We start from the raw sequence: 19425 nt of genomic DNA on the forward strand, positions 1-19425 counted from the left end.
TTTCCATTCTGTTCTTAGTCAGCGCACACCCACAGCCGAGGCATCGGGACGGCGCGTATCGGCCGCGCCATAGAAGCGGTCCCCCTCGATCATGATCGACTGGGTCGAGCCCATGGTGTTGGAGCCACGGGTCCGGTGACCGCGCTCGCGCAACAGGCGCTCCACGTCCGGCGAGAAACCGCCTTCCAGTTCCAGAGGCGCCCCGCCCCAGCCCTGATTGATGCGCGGACGCATAGCCGCCTCGGCCACATTCAGGCGGTGATCGATGACGTTGGAAACCAGTTGCACCATGGTGGCGATGATATAGCCGCCGCCCGGTGTGCCGGTGACCAGCCACGGTTTGTCGTCCTTGAACACGATCATCGGCGTGATGGTCGAACCCAGACGCTTGCCCGGAGCCGGAGAATTCGGCTCGCCCTCTGTGCCCCACGAGAAGTTGTCGACGTGGTTGTTCAGCAGGATGCCCGTACCCACCGGCGCGACGTGTGCGCCATAGGAGTTGGACAGGGTATAGGTGACCGAGGCCGCATTGCCGAACTTGTCCGCCACCGAATAGTGGGTCGTGTCCTGACTTTCATACGGATAGGGATTGCCGTCCGGCAGGTTGGCGCCGTCCAGCGAACGCTCCAACGACACCAGCTTCACCCGTTCCTCGGCAAAGCCCTTGCTGGCCAGACCATTGGCCGGCGTCGCCCATTGCGGATCGCCACCGATCAGACGGCGGTCCGCATTGACCACCTTCATGACTTCCGAAATCAGATGCAGGCTGTCGACACTGCCCCAGCCCATCTTGGCTAGATCAAAATGCTCCAGCATGTTCATAGCCTGAGCCACGCTGACGCCCGAGGCCGTCGGCGGCATATAGGCGATGCGGTGGCCACGGTATGACCCCCAGATCGGCTCGGACACAATGGCACGATAGCTAGCCATGTCTTCCATGGTCATGATGCCGCCGCGGGCCTGAACACCGTCGACGATCTTTTTGGCCAGATCGCCCTTATAGAAGCTGTCAGCACCACCGACGGCCAGCTCGCGCAGGCTTTGGCCGAGAAGCGGCTGCTTGAAGACTTCGCCCGCACGATAGGGCGTACCGTCAGCTTTCAGATAGGCCTCGGCTGCCCCTGGATCGAGGGCGAGGAACCGCGCCCGTCCACCCGTGGCATCAGCCTCGCCGTCGCTCAGCACATAGCCGTCCTCGGCCAGTTTGATGGCGGGCTGGATCAGGTCCGACCACGACATGGAGGCAAAACGCGTAAAGGCCTCGTGGAAGCCCATGACCGTGCCGGGCACCGCCACATTGCGCATATCGGACGGGTGCGAGCGGTCAAACTTGCCGTCTGCGCCCAACAGGGTCTGGCCGGTCAGGGCCGCAGGGGCCGTACCGTAATAGTTGATGGCGATGTCCTGCGCCGGACGATCGGCGGTCGCCGCCATATGGATCACCATATAGCCCGAGCCACCGATATTGCCCGCACGCGGCAGGGTCACAGCCTCGGCAAAGCCGACGGCCAGAGCCGCATCCACCGCATTGCCGCCCTTGGCCAGAATCTCGACACCGACGCGGGTGGCCAGATCGGACTGCGACACCACCATGCCGTCACGTCCGACAACCGGATTGTGGATCTGGCCATAGCTGACGATATCGCCGCCACTGCCCGCCGCCGGACGGACTGCCGCTTCCTGCGCCAAGGCCGGTGCCACCATCGGGCCAAAGCCGACCAGTGCCGCCACCGAAACGGCCGCCCACAAATTCATTCGACGATGCATCGTCATCCCCCGCCTTCTCGCCAGCGCCACAGTACGGCCACTTTAAAGCATATAAACCGTCACTATTGCGCAACGGAGCCTCGAAAATGTCGAGGCCATCAAAGCGATACCATTCCAAAAAATCCTTTAGAACAAGCATTTTTTAGAAATCGATCTCAAGTATCGCCGCTATTCAAACAATATTACGCCTCTATGTGGTTGCCTAGTTGTCTTGGTGCTGCAACAACTGCGCGCAGTACAGCTTCTGGCAATACGACCCTTCCGGTTTTTGTTTCCGCATAGGCTGGGGGCGCTTCGGACAGCCGGTCGCCAGATAAGAAAAATACAAGAGGGGAACTCTTCAAGATGTCTCAACGCAAACCGGCCACCCGTTCGGGCCGCCACTCTCTGCGCGCAGCCATGCTGGCCTCCAGCGCCCTGCTCGGCGTTGTCGCCGCGACCTCGGCCACTGCCCAGTCGGCACAGCAAGAAGAGCCGACCATGGTTGACGAGATCGTCGTCGTCGGTTCGCAAATTCGCGGTGCCAAGGTCACAGCCGCCCTGCCGGTCACGGTTCTGTCCGAAGAAGACATCATCGCCGCCGCTCCGGTTTCGGGCGATGACCTGTTCCGCTCCATCCCGCAGATGGGCGATGTGACATTTAACTCGGCCTATCAGCCGAACACCTCGAACTCGGCGCGTGGCGATACCGGTTCGGTCAACCTGCGCAGCCTCGGCATCGGCAATACTCTGGTCCTGCTGAACGGTCGCCGCGTCGTCGGCCACCCGACCTCGCAGGCCAACGAACACCTTGTTCCGGTTCTGACCTACAACACCAACGCCATTCCGGTTTCGGGCCTGAAGCGCCTTGAAGTGCTGCGTGATGGCGCGGCCGCCATCTATGGTGCCGATGCTGTGGCCGGTGTGGTCAACACCGTCCTGCGCGATGACATGAACAGCTGGACGATGTCGGCCCAGCACGGCGGTGCCGAGGGCACCGGCATGCGCGAAACCAACCTGTCGGTGTATGGCGGCAAGGACCTGCTGGACGGTCGCGCCAACCTGTCCCTGTTCTTCAACTATGACCACCGCAGCGAGCTGAACACGCTGGATCAGGACTATACGTCCAGCAATGACAAGCGCGGCCTGTTCGCCGGCACCGGTTTCGAAGGTGACAGCAGTCTACTTGGCACCTCACAATTGGCCCCGTGGGGTCGCTTCACCGTTCGAAATGCGGACGGCACCCGAGGCCAAGCTTTTGCGGTTGTCCCCGAGGGTCACACAAACTGCGTCACGCCGACCCAAGGCGGCGTCTGCCTTACCAAGAACGCAAGCCTGCCAGTGGATCTGACGGCCGACACGGCACGCATGGGTCTGTCGGTCATGCCGGAAGTAGACCGCTTCAACCTGTTCACCACCGGTCGCTACGAAATCAATGACGCCGTCGAAGCCTTTGGTGAAATCGGCTTCTATCATGCCAAGTCGCAGGCCTACCAAGAGCCGATCGCAACCGCTGCGGGCGTCAGCTTCATCATCCCGGGTTCGAACCACTACAACCCGATTGCCGGTGATCCCGACATCACCCTGACCGGCTACCGCTTCTCGGACGTTGGTCCGATCAGCGTCGAGGTGACGAACAAACAATTCCGTTTGCTGGGCGGTCTGCGCGGTGAGTGGAATGGCTGGAACTGGGAATCGGCCCTGATGTGGTCGGAAGCCAGCGCCAAGGACGTTTCGGACAACATCTCGGCGACCAAGCTTCAGGAATGGGCCGCCAAGACCACGCCGGACGCCTACAACTTCTTCAACGGCGGCACGATCGGCAATGTGCAGGTCGGTGACGGCACCCCGTCGGATCAGGCTGCAATCGATGCCATCCGCGTGGACATGGTACGTCGTACCAAGACCGAACTGGGCCTGTGGGACTTCAAGATCTCGCGTCCTGACATCTATCAGCTTCCGGCCGGTCCCGTCGGTATCGCTGCCGGTATCGAACTGCGCACCGAAACCCAGCTTGATGACCGCGACGACCGCGTTGACGGCACCATCCGTTATACCAATCTGGCCGGCGTCACGTCTTCGGACCTGATCAACCAGTCGGAAAATCCGGACACCTATGGCGAGCGTGACGTCTTCTCGGCCTATCTGGAAATCGCCGCTCCGCTGATCTCGCCGGACATGGGTATTCCTCTGGTCCACAACCTCGAAGTCCAGCTGGCTGGCCGCTTCGAGGAATATTCGGACTTTGGCTCGGTCGCGAAGCCGAAGATTGCCGGTGCATGGGATATTGTTGACGGCTTCCGTATCCGTGCCTCGTGGGCTCAAGGCTTCCGCGCCCCGAACCTCGAACAGATCAACGCCACCGTTATTAACCGTTCAAACCCGAACACGGACTGGACCTACTGCGAGGCTCTGAACCGCCAGGGTGCTCTGACCAATGGCCTGCGTGATTGCGGTTCGTCCATGCTGGACAGGGTAGGCTCCAACTGGCGTAACGATTTTAATCAAAACCACGCCTATAAATCGACGCAAGAGCGCCGTTCCGGTAATCCGGACCTGCAACCGGAAGAGTCGGAAACCTTCTCGGTCGGCTTGGTTATCCAGCCGCGCTTCATACCGGCAGAACTGGGTGACTTCACCATCACCGCCGACTGGTGGCAGGTCGAACAGACCGGCATGGTTGGCCTGTTCCGTGGCCAAAACGCGGTGACTCTGGACTATCTGCTGCGCAAGAACGGCTCGTACAACCCGAACGTCGTGCGTGGAGAGACCACCACCGCCGACGACCGCATCTTTGCCGGTACCGGTCTGGAGGCTGTCGGCGAGATTCTCTACATCACCGACGCCTATACCAACCAGCAACCGCAAACCGTTGAAGGCTTGGACCTGGGCGTAATGTGGCGTCTGCGCGGCACCCAGTATGGTGATTTCAGTGCCAATCTGAATGTCTCGCACCTGCTGAAATACTATCTGGAGATGGCACCGGATACGCAGATGCTGGCGGACGCCATCGGTTCGGGCGAATTGGACCCGAACATCTGGGTTTCCGGCTCGATGGGCGACATGATCGCCGATCTGGGTCGTCCGGAATGGAAGTGGTCGCTGTCGGCCACCTGGAGCAAGGACGCCTGGACTGTCGGTGCCTTCACCCAGTACATCTCGGACCTGTATGATGACAGCCTGACCAACTCGGCGGGCGACTACTGGACGGTGGACTCCACCATCACCGCCAACCTGTATGCCGAATACGAGTTCGGTGCCGACAAGTTCGGCGGCATGCTGTCCGACACCGCGGTCCGTGTCGGCGTCCGCAACATCACCGACGAGCAGCCGCCGCTGTCCGCCGATGGTTATGTCGGCACGGTGTACCAGCCCTATGGCCGCTATTGGTACGCCAGCGTCCGCAAGGCCTTCTAAGCTGACTTGAGACGACGGGGCGGAAGGCGATCATCGCTTTCCGCCCCTTTTTCTTGCCAATTTTCTATCGCTTGCCAGTATCCCTATCCAGAGTAACGGAGCAGACCATGATCAAGGCCTCACTTCGCCAGTCCTCCATGCGGGCTATCACCGCTGCCGCTTTCGGCATCGCGGCCCTCACCCTTTCCTCGCCCGCTGCTGCCGGTCCGCTCAGCCCCGAGCACCAGAGCGCCATCATCTCGACCGTCGAGAGCAATCAGGCCGCCATCGACCACGCCGCGCTCGAACTGTGGAAGTTCGCCGAGCTGGGCTATCAGGAACACCAGAGCGCAGCCCTGCTGGCGCAGCAGTTGCGCGATGCAGGCTTCAACGTCGAAACCGGTATCGCCAACGAGCCGACCGCGTTTATGGCCAGCTTCAAGAACGGCGACGGTCCTGTCATCGCCGTTCTGGCCGAATATGATGCCCTGCCCGGTCTGTCGCAGACAATGAACCCTGTTCAGGAAAATGCCGGTGGCCTTGCCGGTCACGGCTGCGGTCACAACCTGTTCGGTGCGGCCTCGGTCCATTCCGCCATTGCCGTGAAGGCATGGATGCAGGCCAACAACATCAAGGGCGAGCTGCGCGTCTATGGCACGCCCGCCGAAGAAGGCGGTTCGGGCAAGGTCTATATGGTCCGTGACGGCCTGTTCGACGATGTGGACATCAGCCTGCACTGGCACCCCGGCAATGCGAACACCGCCCGTCAGGGCGACACCATGTCCAATGTCTCGGGCAAGTTCCGCTTCTATGGCACCTCGTCCCACGCAGCGGCAGCACCCGATAAGGGACGTTCGGCGCTGGACGGCATCGAGGCCATGAACGCCATGGTCAACCTGATGCGCGAGCATGTGCCGGATCGCACCCGCATCCACTATGCCATCACCGATGGCGGCAAGGCTCCGAACGTGGTGCCCGCCTATGCCGAGGCCTATTACTATGTGCGCCACAACAATCCCGAGATTGTCCGTGACGTCCTCGAACGCGTGAAACTGGCGGCTGACGGCGCAGCGCTGGGCACCGGCACCCGCGTCGAGTTCGAGGCCATTGGCGGTGTCTATTCAATGTTGCCGAACGAAACCCTGATGCACGTCATGGACCGCAATCTGCGCTCGGTCGGCGGCATCGAATGGACGGCCGAGGAAATCGCTCTGGCGACCGAAATCCAGAAAACCCTGACCACACAGCCCGATCTGGCCAGTGTCGGCCAAATCGAAGATGCCGTCATCGGCGGCGATTTCGGCGGCTCGACCGATGTATCGGACGTATCGTGGGTAACGCCGACCGTGGGCCTGTCCACCGCCACCTTCGTGCCCGGCTCGGCCGGTCATAGCTGGCAGAACGTGGTGGCCGCCGGTTCGACCATCGGTCTGAAAGGGGCGCACCTTGCCACCAAGACCCTGGCCCTGACCACCGCCGAACTGTTCCAGTCGCCGGACGTCATCGCCGAAGCGACCGCAGAGTTCGAGCGTCGTCGTGGCCCGAACTTCCAGTATCGCGCCCTGCTGGGTGACCGCGCTCCGGCGCTGAACTATCGCGACTGATCCATCGTCTTCGGACAAAAAGAAGGGGCGGCACCTGAGGGTGCCGCCCCTTTTATTTTACCCTAGACCTGTCAGGCCGAGGGCTTGTTCTCTTGCGGGTCCGAGACAGGAACACCGGTAGCTGCGGCGATATCGGCGGCAACCTGTTCTTCCGGCGTCACATCCTTGGAGGGCGTGGCACTTTCTTCGGGCGTGATCGGCACCGATGAAGACGGACCCGAGATCGGCTCGCCTACATCCTCGCGGTTCGGCGGAGTGCCGTCCTTGAGAAGCTGGTTGATCTCTTCACCCGACAGGGTTTCGTATTCCAGCAGGGCTTGCGACAGGGCCTCGTGGTCCGCCGCCTTCTCCGTCAGAATACGGCGTGCCTCGTCCCAACCGCCGGTGACCAGACGACGCACTTCCTCGTCGATGATCTGGGCGGTTTTTTCCGAGATGTTCTGGGTGCGTGATACCGAGTGGCCGAGGAAGACTTCTTCCTGGTTCTCGCCATAGGCCACCGTGCCCAGCTTGTCCGAATAGCCCCAGCGCGTGACCATGGCACGGGCCAACTTGGTCGCCTGCTCGATGTCCGACGACGCGCCCGAGGTGATGCTTTCCTTACCGAAGATCAGCTCTTCGGCCACACGGCCACCGGCCAGAATGGCGATACGGTCCACCATCTGCTGGTACTTCATCGAATAGCGATCGCCTTCGGGAAGCTGCATCACCATGCCCAGCGCACGACCGCGCGGGACAATGGTCGCCTTGTGGACAGGGTCCGTCATCTTGACGTTCAGGGCTACGATGGCGTGACCGGCCTCGTGATAGGCGGTCAGACGCTTTTCTTCCTCGTTCATGGCCATGGACTTGCGTTCCGAGCCCATCATCACCTTGTCCTTGGCGTCCTCGAAGTCGCGCTGCGTGACCATCTTGCGGTCCTTGCGGGCCGCGGTCAGGGCCGCTTCGTTAACGAGGTTGGCAAGGTCGGCACCCGAGAAGCCCGGCGTGCCGCGTGCGATGGTCTTCACATTCACATCGGCCGACAGCGGCACATCCTTCATGTGGACGCGCAGGATATGTTCACGGCCGATCACGTCGGGGTTCGGCACCGTGACCTGACGGTCGAAACGACCGGGGCGCAGCAGAGCCGGGTCCAGAACGTCCGGACGGTTGGTCGCGGCGATCAGGATGATGTTTTCAGAAGCTTCAAAGCCGTCCATCTCGACCAGAAGCTGGTTCAGCGTCTGCTCGCGCTCGTCATTGCCACCGCCGAGGCCTGCGCCACGGTGACGGCCCACGGCGTCGATTTCGTCGATGAAGATGATGCACGGGGCATTCTTCTTGGCCTGTTCGAACATGTCGCGGACGCGCGACGCACCCACACCGACGAACATTTCCACAAAGTCCGAACCCGAGATCGAGAAGAAGGGCACGCCCGCCTCACCGGCCACAGCACGGGCCAGCAGGGTCTTACCGGTACCCGGAGGGCCCACCAGCAGCGCACCCTTGGGGATCTTGCCGCCCAGACGCTGGAATTTCGACGGATCCTTCAGGAAGTCGACGACTTCTTGCAGTTCTTCCTTGGCTTCGTCCACGCCCGCAACATCGGCAAAGGTCTTGCGACCCTTATGCTCGGTCAGCAGCTTGGCCTTGGATTTGCCAAAGCCCATCGCGCCCTTGGAGCCACCTTGCATGCGGTTCATGATGAACAGCCAGAAGGCAATAATCAGCACGACCGGCAGCAACAGGCCCAGAACGCCCGACCACCACGGTGCCTTGGTAGACTTGCCGTCCACAGCAATGCCCGCGGCATTCATCTTGTCGATCAGCTCGGGATTGGGGAAAGGCAGCACAGTCGTAAACTTGCTGTCGTTCTTATAGACACCACTGAGGGCTTCGCCGCGTACAGTGACCTCTTTGATCTCTTGGGCTTCAATGGCGGTGATCAGCTGGGAATAGTTGATCTCGGCCGGACGACCCGCAGCGCCAGGTGCGGTGGCCTTGGAAGCCAGCCCCCCGTTCTGGGTCATGGTTGAGTACACCACGGCCATGATCAGTAGGATCCCGGCGCCGATGGCAATATTTCGCAGGTTCATGCGGTCCTCGGTTCCCCGACACAGCCACAGGGCCATGCCGGACAGCAGTCATTCACTTAGGAAAATAGGGCAGTCGGAACGGTTTCGCCATGCCACAGGTCAATCAGTGCGACCTCCTGCGGCGTTTCGTCCGCACCGACAAGACTGTTCACGCGAAATCGCGGTGCGACCAAACAACAGATTTCGGCCTCAGACCAAGCCGGAACATATTGATCTAGCTTGGAATTATACAAAGCCGGCAAGCTGGCGCGTGCCGCAGGCGGCAGGATGGACAGCCCTCGGCGATGTTTTTCATGGAGACGATTTAATCGTCCTTTTGCCGGTAAAATCTGCCAGTCCGGCGCGTTCACACGCACAGTGAAACGTCCGTCCCAAACCACAGGCGTATTTGGCTGCAAGATTTGTGGCTCCAGACCGCCACGCATCTGCTCTCCGGCCTCGCGCATCAGGGTCAGTTCATCGCCCTGCATTTCGATACGCGTACCGGACAAGACCGCCACGCCATCGCCGGTTTCGACCAGACGCGCCTTCAACTGGTCCAGCTTCTCGCCCCTTGGCGGCACATCCCCGCCCGAGACGCACAACAGCGCCATGGCCAGTATGCGGTCGGGGGCTTCCAGCATGGCCCGCCGCGAAAACCGCAACACGCCCGCATGGGCTTCCGGTCCGGCCTGCCAAGCGAAAGGTTTCCAAACCTGCGGCGTAATCGCGGGCAGTTCCCCGTTGAGGGCCGCTCTAGCGCGTATGCGGCTATATCGCGCGTCCTGATTGGCCGGATCATCAATCCAGTCCAATCCGCGATGTTGCAGATAATCACGTAAGGCCTGACGCCGTTCAAACAGCAGAGGCCGCAGCAGGCTGACGCCCCGTCCCTGCGGCCAGACGGGTGAGGGCGACCAGACGCGCAACCGCCCGACAGAGGTTCCTTGCGCCCGCATCCAGTCATTTTCGGCCGCATCATCTGCGGTATGACCAAGGATCAGGATACTTGCCCCTGCCTCGCGGGCTGCGTCGGCCAATAGGGCATGGCGGGCCTGTCGGGCGCGGGCCTGAATGCCACTGCCGCCCTTGGCCTCGTTCCAGTGAAGAGCCTGCCAGTCCGCCCCCAAGGCGCGGGCCATTTCACCGGCCTTGGCCGTCCAGTCGGTACTTTGTGGATTGAGGTGGTGATCGACCGTCAGGGCCAGAACAGGACGCCCTGCCCCCTTGGCCCAGTCGCACACCAGCGCCAGCAGCGCGTGGCTGTCACCACCGCCCGACAGGCCGACGGCGACAGGCGCAGGACTCCCGTGATCCAGACAGGCCGAAAGCTGACGGAACACCCGCGCCTTCAGCCCGTCCGTTTCGGATGCTGAGATCAGCTGCACTCCGCGCGGCTACGCATCTGGGTCGCGCGGGTTTTCTGCTGGGCCGTCGCCGCCTCGCCATAGCGGCGGGTAAAGTCGGTCAGGGTGGCACAGGCCTGCGTCTTGCGGTCGGTCACCCGCAGCGCTTCGGCCAGTTTCAGCGTGGTTTCTGCCGCCCAAGGCGTGCGCGGCCAACCGTTCAGTGCCTGTGCGTAGAAGCTGACAGCGCCCGCATTATCGCGCGAGGCCACATACATATCGCCCAGACGGCTGAAGGCTTCACGCGCTTGCGGCGTGTCGGGCCATGTCACCGTCACCGTTTCCAGTGCGCGCATACCGCGACGGGCATCGTCACCGCTGAGACGCATGGCGGCCTGAAGATCACCCGCCGCATTGCCGGTTGGCGAATTGGCCTCAATCGGCGCGTTCAGTTCGGCTTCTTCTTCCATCTGCTTCAGACGGTTTTCCAGCGTGCCCACACGCGAGGACAGTTCGCGATTATTGCGATTGGCCTCGTCCAGATCAAAGGTCAGGCGCTCGCTCTCGGCGTTCACACGGCGGAAGGTCGCTTCCAGATCGCCCAGACGGCGCTCGAAAATCTCGACCTGACCTTGCAGGACGACCACCTCGGGGTCCGGCTCGACCAGCACAGGCTGACCGGCGGCATTGCGCTGGGTCAGGGCGCGTTCAAGACGGCGCACATTGCGGTCCAACTGGTCCAGACGGCGCTTGTCCCACTGTACCGGTTCCAGCGGTTGTTGCTGGGCCATGGCGAAACCTCCGCCAATCAGGCACAGGCCGACAGCGGTCGCGACCGCAGAGCGTTTGAGGCGAAAAGGCTTGTTGTTCATGTCGTTGTTCGTTCCACCGTTTGCGCGAGCCTGCAAGTCAACCATGAGTGTCCCCACTCTATCAGTGTCCAAGGCCTAGATAGATGATGGCGATGATAAAGAAGCTTATCACCATGGTGCAGAACACGCCCAGCACCATGGTTCGCCACAATGCGCCCCAGACACCCAGACTATATGTGCCCTTCAATTGGGCAAAGATATGGACAGGGGCCAGCGCCATACACAGGCCCGCAACCACGCTGGCTGCGCTTGAAAACACACTGCCCAATATCATACCGACCATCAGCAACAGGGCCATAAAGGTCAGCGAATAAAGGACAAACACCCCGTGATCATACAGGGTGTACTGGCGACGCCACAAAAAGATCAGCGCCATGAAAGGAATGGATAGAGGCACCAGCAGGAAGGCGAATTTATAGGTCGTTTGCTGAAGCTTATAGACCGCCAGATCGGGGTTTTTGAGCTTCTTGGAAACCGTCCCGCTCAGACTGTGCGGCTTGTCGGCATCATCGAATTTCAGGTCCGCCAGTTGCGCCTGCCAGCTACCGGGTTTCAGGCCATCCTTGCGGCCCTCGCGCGCTTCGGTTTCCAGATAGGCGAGGCGTTCCTCGCCGCGAAGCACACGCTGTTGGGCGGCTGCCATCTGTCCGGCCGCTATTCCAGCCTCTGCACCGTCCGTGGCCGCATCAATCGTGGCCTGCGCCTCGGCAACAGCGTTTTCAGCCTCTGCCAGCCTGGCCTTCTCGATCGCAATCTGGTCCGGCAGGTTCACCACCACATTGCTGGGCGGCGGCGCAAAACTCAGCGCCATGAACATGACGAACAAGGTGCACAAGAACATGGCCAGCGGCGACACATAGCGTGTGCGCTTTCCCATGATCCATTCGCGCGTCAGCTTGCCCGGATTAACGACCAGCAGCGGCAGGGTTCGCCAGAAGCGGCCATCGAAATGCATGACCCCGTGCAGAAGTTCATGCGCCAGATGGAACAGGGTGCGGTGGACGTGAATTTCCTGACCGCAATCGACACAGAACCTGCCCAGCGCGGCAGACCCGCAATCGGGGCAAACCCTGTGCGCGTCACCGTCATGGCTGTCAGGCTGTGCTGTTGCCGCTGCGCCCTTGGTCATTCGAACTCCCCCCGAAAATCCGCCCCTGTTTGAAACAGCGCGCCCGTCTTGAAAAGCCAAAAGAAAAGGGTGCCGCCCTTAACAGACGACACCCTGATACTTTGTAGAGCCTTGGGGCCGCTTAGCGCGGTGCGCCCGAGGCAATCGCGGTGCGGGCGTTACGGTTTTGCGCCCATGCCGATTCGTTCGAACCTTCTGCGATCGGACGCTCCTTGCCGAACGAGATGGTGTCGATGCGGTTGGCCGGAATGCCGCGCGAGATCAGGAAGTTGCGAACCGATTCTGCACGACGCGCGCCCAGAGCCAGGTTGTACTCGCTGGTGCCACGTTCGTCGGCATTGCCTTCGATACGGATGGTGACCGACGGATAGCGCTGCAGCCACTGGGCCTGAGCGCCCAGACGCATACCGGCCTCAGCATTCACTTCATACGAATCGAGGTCGAAATAGATGCGGTCACCGACATTGATGACAAAATCCTGTTCCGAACCCGCCATCGGGCCGGTGTTGCTGCCGTCAACCGGACCTGTCGGCGCGGTCGGATAGCTCGGATTGGTCACCGCCGGCGGCGGGGTCGGGGTCGCCGTTTCTACCGGCGGTTTTGGTGTACAGGCAGCCATGGCAGCAGCGATTGCGCCGATGGTCGCCACCTTGATGATCGAAACCTTGGTCATGATCGACTCCGAAAGAAAGGATCGCCATGCGCGATCCAAGCTGAGCTTTAAAAAGTGGATTTTAGCTACATCGCCTCACGCCTGCGTACCAGCGGTAGACCCTCACGATAACGCAGGAGTGAAGCTATTGATCCTGATCGTTACAAACCTATGAGGTTGCACACGAATCCGGTCCTTGATTGACACCCAGATTGGCCGGAGGCGCATCCAGAAGACCCGACCATGCCGGACTGGAACCGCGCTCGGTATAACCGGCCTGCGCGACCACACGACCCGACAGATCCACCGTCCACAGACGGGTATCACCACCCGGACTTTGGCGGGCAAACATCACATAGCGACCGTTCGGTGCCCATGATGCGCCCTCTTCCAGATAGGAGGACGACAGGATGCGTTCGCCGGTGCCGTCGGTGTTCATCACACCCGTATGGAAACGGCCACCCGACTGCTTGGTGAAGGCGATCAGATCACCACGCGGCGACCATGCGGGCGCGGTATAGAGGCCACCGCTGCGGCTGATCGGACGCTGGCCCGAGCCATCCACGCGCATGGTGTACAGGCGCGCCGAACCCGAACGGTCGGAGGTGAACACGATCTGCGAGCCATCGGGGCTGAAGGACGGCGAAGTGTCGATGCCGGGGTCACTGGTCAGGCGCGACAACTGGCGCGTGCGCAGATTGATGACATAGACGTCGGTATTGCCGTTACGGATGATGGAGAAGGCCATCTTGGAGCCGTCATGCGAGAAGCGCGGGGCCAGAACCTGACCGTCGAAATCACCGAGGCTCTCGCGGCGACCGGTGGCCAGATTGTACAGATAGATACGGCTGTAATCCTTGCCGAGCGCCACATAGGTGACTTCGTCGGGATTATGGGTCGAGAAGCGCGGCGACATGATCACCTCGTCGCCCTGCGTCAGGAAGACGGGATTGTAGCCATCCTGATCCACAATGGTCAGACGACTGCGACGGTTGGTCTGGCTGCCGCTCTCGGCCACGAACAGAACACGGCTGTCGAAATAGCCCTGCTCGCCCGTCAGACGCTGATAGACCACATCCGAAATCTTATGGGCCATACGGCGCCATTGCTCGGCGGTGGCAGTGAACTGATAGCTGACCAGCTGGCACTGGCGGTACGGGTCATACAGACGGAAACCCACATCCACGCGGCCATCGGCCCGCTGGGTCACGCCACCATACAGCACAGCCTGTGCGCCGATCGAGGTCCATTGCGGATAGTTGGGCGAGTTGGCCAGCGTCAGGCCGGTTTCGACAAAACTGGCCGGATTGAGCGGCGAGAAGAAACCCGAGCGTTTCAGGTTGCCACTGATGACATCGGAAATCTGCGGCCCGTTGGCACCTGTAAACGGCACCACGGCAATCTGCAGCGGCGTCAGGTCAGCCTGACTGATGATGATGTCTTCGGTCTGGTTCCGGTTGGAAACCTGCGCTGTCGCCACAGCCGGTGCCATTGCCGCAAGAACCGCCAAGCCTAGCCAAGTTTTGTTGCGCACCTTTGATCTCCAAGTCTGTCAGGAACGGTCACCCGCCCCCTGTTTATCCGTATTTTGATGCCCGTTCGTAAACGACGGCATCAGCAGAAGTCAGATGTATTAAACGCGAAAGGCAGGTCCTGTTCCTCGTAACCTGCGGGCATGTCGAACGGTACAGCCGCGTTGATGGCGCTGACCACCCGTGCCGAGGCCGGTGTACTGCGGCCTTGCACCTGTGGCGCGCGCACCAGACGTCCGCGCGTATCCAGACGCACAATGACGCGCACAACATCGCCCGCATCGACCAGATCACAGTTCAACTGTGGCCGAACCTGTGCGCCCAGAGCCTGAAGAGCCGGACGGCCAATCGCCTGCGAAGCCGTACCACGGCCCTGCTGGCCTGCGGCGGGGCGTCCAGTATTGCCGGTAACGCGACGCGGGCCATTGACCAGATCGGCCAGATTGACGCCTTCGTCACGCGCCGGTGCCGGGTTCGGTCGCGCGGGCGCAGGATTGGTGCGTGGCGGTGTCGGGTTCGGGCGCGCGGGCGCAGGATTGGGACGCGGCGGCGGCTCGGCCTTCTTGGGCGGTGTCGGGGTCGGGGTCGGACGCGGTGTCGGTGTCGGTGTTGGCGTCGGGCGCGGAGCAGGAGGCGTCGGGGTCGGCGGCTTGGGCGCAGGCGGCGTCGGTGTCGGCGGCGCGGGGGTCGGCTCGGGTTCCGGCTCTGGCGGCGAGATCAGCGGCGCAGAAGATCCGTCTTCGGGGCTGTCTTCCGGTTGCGGATTATCGGCAGGGCCAGCCTCGACAATCATGTCCGAGACAATGGTGACCGGCACCGAATTGACCATGGGCACAGGTTCGGCCTTGCGCCCTGTCAGGGTGACAAGGGCGAACAACGCCACACCGACGTGTAACGCGACCGAACCAGCCAGAGCGGGGGACGGTTTACGCATACGGCCTTAGGCTCCTGCCGCCTCGGCGGTGTCGGTAATCAGGTTCAGCTTGCTGAAACCCGACGACGACAGACGCGCCATTACACGCGCCACAGCCTGATAGGGGGCGCGGCCATCGGCACGGATGAATACAGATTTTTCCGTGGCGTTCTCGCCGCCTTCTTCCGCCACGCGCAGGGGCAGTTGCTCCCAGCTGACCTCGGCCTCGCCCACATAGATGCTACCGTCTGCCTTGATGGAAACAGCCACCGGCTTTTCCTTGACCTCGACCGCACTGGCCTCGGTCTTGGGCAGTTCCACCGGAACGCCCACCGTAATCAACGGGGCCGAAATCATGAAGATAATCAGCAGCACCAACATCACATCGACCAGCGGTGTGACGTTGATCTCACTGAGGGGACGTTTGCGCGCACGGCGACGGCCACGACCGCCCCCCGATGCGCCACCTGCACCCATGCCCATGCTTAGTTACCCCGGCGCAGGTTCAGATTGTCCGAAGGCGGCGGAGGCGGCGGCGGTGCAGAAGGACCGGCCAGACGTCGTGCCAGAGCGGCCTGAAGATCGTCGGCAAATGCTTCCAGACGACCTGTGAACTTGCCCGCCGTCACGGAGAAAGCGTTAAACGCCATATAGGCCGGAATGGCCGCAGCCAGACCAATGGCAGTGGCAAACAGAGCCTCTGCAATGGCGGGCGCAACCGTGGTCAGGTTGGTGTTACCGGCCGCTGCGATGCGGTCAAAGGCATTCATGATGCCCCACACCGTGCCGAACAGGCCGATGAACGGCGAAGCGGTCGCCACCACCGACAACACGCCCAGACCGTTTTCGATCTTCTGGCTTTCGCGCGAGATCACCGAATCCATCGCGCGGTCCACGCGGTTGAGCAGGGCCTGACCTTGTGCATCGGTCATCTGTCCGCGCTGGCGGGCTTCTTTCCAGTCATGCAGGGTCAGTTGCAGCATGCGCGGCAGCGGCTCGACCGGATTGGGGCCTGCAGCAGCGGCAGCCTCTTCCAGAGAGCGACCGCTTTCCAGCAGTTGCTCGAATTCATTGGCGCGACGGAACATGCGGCTGAAACGCACGGCCTTGTCGATAATGACCGTCCACGACCAGATCGACGCCACAGCCAGGCCGATCATCACGGCCTTCACCACCCAGTCGGCAGCGAGGAACAGCTCGATAGGGTTCAACAACGAGGCGTCGACAGGGGCAGCCATTCAATGATCCTTGATCGTTTTGAATATTCACGTCCTTGAGAGCGCCATCCGATGGCGAATTCAAGGCAAGAACCGGCGTCTAACGGTCCTGATTGCCCCCGTCACCCCGTCTCGGGCTGACATAAGCGTTATCGGATCGTTTTTTGACGGATTTCAGTTTTCAGCCGGTCCCGACAGCCACGGCTCGACCTTGTGCATTAACAGCTTCGACGGCCTGCGCGGGCGTCCATCCATGTGGATACAGGCGGCGACAACATCGGCGCGACAGATCACCTCGCCATCGCGCTCGATGGTCTGTTTGATGATCATCCGCACGCCCTTCACCACCTCGTAACGGGTGCGAACAATCAGGGCGTCGTCGATCTTGGCAGGGCGCACATATTTGATGTTCAGTTCACTGACGACAAAGGCCAGCGGGTCTTCGCTTTCCAGCAAATCGGTATGGCCGATCCCCGCCGCCCGCAGGAAGTCCGAACGCCCCCGCTCGAAATAGCGCACATAGTTGGCGTGATAGACCACACCGGTAAAATCCGTGTCCTCGTAATAGACGCGGATCGGCAGCAGGTGGTCCTTATCGTCAAAACGGCCCGCTGTGGGTGTATCGGCCATGTCATCGCCTCGGCTTGGGGAGAAAGCCGGACAAGGCTAGTCCGGTTGGGCGCGCGTTTGAAGCCTCCCCCGCTTTGTAGGGGAGGAGAAGTTATTTGCCGAACAGGTCGGGCGCGGCAGTGGGCACGGGTGGCGGAGCGGACAGGCCGAGGTGTTCATAGGCACGGGCGCAGGCCATGCGGCCACGCGGGGTGCGCTGGATAAAGCCCTGTTGCAGCAGATAGGGCTCGATCACGTCCTCGACGGCATCGCGGGCCTCGGCAATGGCGGCGGCAAGGGTGTCCATGCCGACGGGACCACCGCCATAGTTTTCGATCAGGGCTTTCAGGAAGCGGCGGTCATTGCTGTCCAGACCAGCCTCGTCCACTTCCAGACGGGCCAGAGATTGCGCGGCCACCAGACGGTTGATGACCGGCTCGCCCAGCGCATCGGCAAAATCGCGCACGCGGCGCAGCAGACGCCCCGCAATACGCGGCGTCCCCCGCGAGCGGGCGGCGATTTCATAAGCCCCCTCGGCGTCGATTTCAGCGCCCATTTTACGGGCCGTGCCGCGCACCACCATGGTCAGTTCTTCGGGCGTATAGAATTCCAGCCGCAGCGGAATACCGAAACGGTCGCGCAGGGGCGTGGCCAAAAGCCCTGCCCGCGTCGTGGCCCCCACCAGCGTAAAGGGCGCAAGGTCGATCCGCACGCTGCGGGCCGACGGGCCTTCGCCGATAATCAGGTCCAGCACATGGTCTTCCATGGCCGGATAAAGGATTTCCTCGACCTGCGGCGACATGCGGTGGATTTCGTCGATGAACAGCACATCGCGCGGTTCGAGATTGGTCAGGATGGCGGCCAGATCACCGGCCTTGGCCAAAATAGGACCCGAGGTGGCCCGAAAACCGACGCCCAGTTCACGCGCCACGATCTGGGCCAGCGTCGTCTTGCCCAGCCCCGGAGGGCCGAACAACAGCACATGGTCCAGAGCCTCCTGCCGCTTGCGGGCCGCCTCGATAAAGATCGACAGATTGTCTTTGACCTTGGGCTGACCGACGAACTCCGAAAAGGTCTGCGGACGAAGGGCGCGGTCAAAGGCCTCGCCCGCCGCAGCCTCTGCGGACAACAGGCGGTTCAAATCCTGATGGTCCGTCATTTGCCCAGTTCCTGAAGGGCCGCGCGGATAATGGCTGACAGACCGGCCTCCTCGCCCTTATCGGACAGTGCCTGTTCAACGGCGCGGCGGGCATTCATCTCGGCAATACCAAGCCCCAACAGCGCCGCCACGGCCTCACCCGCAATAGAAGGCACAGGCGCAGAAACGACCGCCTCGGAATGGACGCCAACTGCCACAGGGCTGAACGTCCCTTCGGTCAGAGGCTTGCCCTTCAGCTCGGTGACGATGCGCAGGGCCAGTTTCGGGCCCACCCCATTGGCACGCGCCACGGCGGCCTTGTCCTCGCGGGCCACCGCTGCGGCCAGCTCGGCGGGCGGCAGGACATCCAGCACCGACAGCGCCGCTTTGGGCCCCACCCCCTGAATGGTCACCAGCACATTGAACGCCTTGCGCTCGTCGCGGTCGAGGAAACCGTAAAGGCGCGGCCCCTGCTCTGCCGACCACTGGGAATGGACGTAAAGAATGGCCTCGCTACCGATGGCCGGAAGACGCGACAGGGTGCGCGAACCGCAGGTGGCCATATAGCCCACACCCGCACAGTCGATGACACAGTGGTCCAGATCGACCTCGGCCAGCACACCTCTAAGACGACCGATCACGCAGCACCTTTGTTCAATGTTTCCAGCAGCGCCCGTTTGCGAAGCTGGGCATGGGTAATGGCCACGGCCAGCGCATCGGCGGCATCGGCCTTTACGCCATTCGACTGGGGCAGCAACCGCGCCACCATAAAGGCGACTTGGGACTTGTCGGCGTGACCTGCGCCCACCACCGCCTTTTTAATCAGGTTGGCCGAATATTCGCCGACACTGAGGCCGGACGACGCCGCGCCCAGAATAACAGCACCGCGCGCCTGTCCCAGTTTCAGGGTCGAGGCCGGATTGACGTTGACGAACACTTCTTCGACCGCAGCCTCGTCGGCCTGATAGTCGTGGCACACGGCCTGAATGCCCTTCATCAGAAACAGCAAGCGTTCCGAGAACGGCAGGGTATCCGATGGTGCAATCACCCCGTGCGCGATCCAGCGCAGGCGTGACCCTTCGGAGGCGATTACACCCCATCCGGTCTTGCGCAGGCCGGGGTCTATCCCGACGATTCTGATCGTTTCGTTCGCCATCCGTTCACGTCATGCCCCAAAGAAGGTTAGCAGACAATGACCGGAGCAGCCTTTTCAC

16 protein-coding genes are annotated in these 19425 nt (G+C 61.7%); 2 read left to right on the top strand and 14 right to left on the bottom strand.

Annotated features, from left to right (window positions below; genetic code table 11):
- Positions 1 to 18: 18 nt before the first annotated feature.
- Complete coding sequence (gene ggt / locus FHS64_RS12285; RefSeq protein ID WP_243862962.1) at positions 19 to 1755, bottom strand: gamma-glutamyltransferase; 1737 nt, start codon at positions 1753 to 1755, stop codon at positions 19 to 21.
- Positions 1756 to 2112: 357 nt separating this feature from the next.
- Here ggt and FHS64_RS12290 point away from each other — a divergent pair, with 357 nt between their 5' ends.
- A complete protein-coding gene (locus FHS64_RS12290) occupies positions 2113 to 5163 on the top strand; it encodes a TonB-dependent receptor plug domain-containing protein (protein WP_208380959.1) in 3051 nt (1016 codons plus the stop codon).
- A 107-nt stretch (positions 5164 to 5270) separates the two neighbouring features.
- The gene (locus tag FHS64_RS12295; RefSeq protein ID WP_243862963.1) at positions 5271 to 6746 is read left to right on the top strand and encodes an amidohydrolase; all 1476 of its coding nucleotides are present in this window, start codon (positions 5271 to 5273) and stop codon (positions 6744 to 6746) included.
- A gap of 71 nt (positions 6747 to 6817) precedes the next feature.
- Here the strand turns inward: FHS64_RS12295 and ftsH are convergent, their stop codons facing one another.
- The 13 genes from ftsH to ruvC form a co-directional block, all read right to left on the bottom strand.
- Positions 6818 to 8824, bottom strand: coding sequence for an ATP-dependent zinc metalloprotease FtsH (ftsH, locus tag FHS64_RS12300; protein WP_167178725.1), 2007 nt, complete (start codon positions 8822 to 8824; stop codon positions 6818 to 6820).
- A gap of 56 nt (positions 8825 to 8880) precedes the next feature.
- Positions 8881 to 10191: a tRNA lysidine(34) synthetase TilS gene (gene tilS / locus FHS64_RS12305; RefSeq protein WP_167178727.1), complete on the bottom strand. Its 1311-nt coding sequence runs from the start codon at positions 10189 to 10191 to the stop codon at positions 8881 to 8883.
- The gene (locus tag FHS64_RS12310; protein WP_167178729.1) at positions 10182 to 11021 is read right to left on the bottom strand and encodes a tol-pal system YbgF family protein; all 840 of its coding nucleotides are present in this window, start codon (positions 11019 to 11021) and stop codon (positions 10182 to 10184) included. Before FHS64_RS12310 ends, tilS begins: the two co-directional genes overlap by 10 nt.
- Before the next feature lie 61 nt (positions 11022 to 11082).
- The gene (locus FHS64_RS12315; RefSeq protein WP_167178731.1) at positions 11083 to 12150 is read right to left on the bottom strand and encodes a DUF3667 domain-containing protein; all 1068 of its coding nucleotides are present in this window, start codon (positions 12148 to 12150) and stop codon (positions 11083 to 11085) included.
- Positions 12151 to 12271: 121 nt separating this feature from the next.
- On the bottom strand, positions 12272 to 12823 hold the full coding sequence (gene pal, locus FHS64_RS12320; protein WP_167178733.1) for a peptidoglycan-associated lipoprotein Pal: 552 nt from the start codon (positions 12821 to 12823) through the stop codon (positions 12272 to 12274).
- 148 nt (positions 12824 to 12971) lie between these two features.
- A complete protein-coding gene (gene tolB / locus FHS64_RS12325; RefSeq protein ID WP_167178886.1) occupies positions 12972 to 14294 on the bottom strand; it encodes a Tol-Pal system beta propeller repeat protein TolB in 1323 nt (440 codons plus the stop codon).
- 122 nt (positions 14295 to 14416) lie between these two features.
- On the bottom strand, positions 14417 to 15268 hold the full coding sequence (locus FHS64_RS14200; protein ID WP_208380961.1) for a hypothetical protein: 852 nt from the start codon (positions 15266 to 15268) through the stop codon (positions 14417 to 14419).
- Positions 15269 to 15274: 6 nt separating this feature from the next.
- Positions 15275 to 15730 carry an ExbD/TolR family protein gene (locus FHS64_RS12335; RefSeq protein WP_167178735.1) on the bottom strand — a complete coding sequence of 152 codons (456 nt, stop codon included), beginning with the start codon at positions 15728 to 15730 and terminating at the stop codon, positions 15275 to 15277.
- A gap of 2 nt (positions 15731 to 15732) precedes the next feature.
- A complete protein-coding gene (gene tolQ / locus FHS64_RS12340; RefSeq protein ID WP_167178737.1) occupies positions 15733 to 16485 on the bottom strand; it encodes a protein TolQ in 753 nt (250 codons plus the stop codon).
- Between the two features lie 153 nt (positions 16486 to 16638).
- Positions 16639 to 17094, bottom strand: coding sequence for a tol-pal system-associated acyl-CoA thioesterase (gene ybgC, locus FHS64_RS12345; protein WP_167178739.1), 456 nt, complete (start codon positions 17092 to 17094; stop codon positions 16639 to 16641).
- Positions 17095 to 17185: 91 nt separating this feature from the next.
- Positions 17186 to 18232, bottom strand: a complete 1047-nt coding sequence (ruvB, locus tag FHS64_RS12350) for a Holliday junction branch migration DNA helicase RuvB (RefSeq protein ID WP_167178741.1) — start codon at positions 18230 to 18232, stop codon at positions 17186 to 17188.
- The gene (gene ruvA / locus FHS64_RS12355; RefSeq protein WP_167178743.1) at positions 18229 to 18852 is read right to left on the bottom strand and encodes a Holliday junction branch migration protein RuvA; all 624 of its coding nucleotides are present in this window, start codon (positions 18850 to 18852) and stop codon (positions 18229 to 18231) included. Before ruvA ends, ruvB begins: the two co-directional genes overlap by 4 nt.
- Positions 18849 to 19367 carry a crossover junction endodeoxyribonuclease RuvC gene (ruvC, locus tag FHS64_RS12360; RefSeq protein ID WP_167178745.1) on the bottom strand — a complete coding sequence of 173 codons (519 nt, stop codon included), beginning with the start codon at positions 19365 to 19367 and terminating at the stop codon, positions 18849 to 18851. The genes ruvA and ruvC overlap by 4 nt, the downstream gene beginning before the upstream one ends.
- Positions 19368 to 19425: the final 58 nt, after the last annotated feature.

The organism is Brevundimonas terrae (assembly GCF_011761985.1).
GTDB lineage: Bacteria > Pseudomonadota > Alphaproteobacteria > Caulobacterales > Caulobacteraceae > Brevundimonas > Brevundimonas terrae.